Here is a 666-nt window from a genome sequence, read left to right as displayed (position 1 = left end):
GCTCCATTCTTATTGTCGATGTCAGCGCCGATGCCGCCACGCGTGGCAGGATCGCCGCCTACCGGCAGCATTTCTTCATGCGCCTCGCCGACAAAGGCCATGAGCGGCTGGTGCCGGTCGAGGCTCTGGATGGCGCGCTCAAGCACCGGGTCGCCGCCCGGCTGGAGGCGATTTTTCCAATGTCGCAGGCCTAGCCGCCGACCGCGGCGAGCGCAGGCGACTTTCGCGTGAAAAGCGCTATCATGGCCGCGTCTCAGTGGCGGCCGGGGGTGGGCCATGGAAGCAGCGGATTTCATGCCGAGCGAGGCGGTGATCGCGGGCATCAGACGCGGCATCGAGGATTATGAGGCGAAACGGGCGTCGGTCCAGAGGCAGGTGCGCTGGCGGGTGCCGGTGTTCGTCGGCCTGGTCGTCGTCTTCGTCGCGCTGATAGCCTGGCTGTTCAACGCCGCCGCCGATCCTCACGAACAATGGCTCTCGACGCCGCATGTCTTTCTCTATCTCGGCGGCATGGTCGCCGCAGTGGTGCTCTATTTCCAGGCGCTGAGGCCGGCGACCCGGCTGCAGCAATCCTTCCGCGACACGCTGCTGCCGATGATCTTCGGCTTCGTGCGCGACGTGCGCTACCAACATGGCGCGCGGCCGAGCTCCTTCGACAGGATGCCG

At 66.1% G+C, this 666-nt stretch carries 2 pseudogenes; both read left to right on the top strand.

The window, feature by feature from the left end:
* Positions 1–194, top strand: a pseudogene (locus EOD07_RS36590) (metallophosphatase); the annotation flags it as partial.
* 82 nt (positions 195–276) lie between these two features.
* Positions 277–666: pseudogene (locus EOD07_RS36585) on the top strand (hypothetical protein); the annotation flags it as partial.

This window comes from Mesorhizobium sp. M2C.T.Ca.TU.002.02.1.1 (assembly GCF_003997225.1).
The sequence above is the reverse complement of the archived record's forward strand: the minus strand, read 5'-3'. Positions and strand labels throughout refer to the sequence as shown.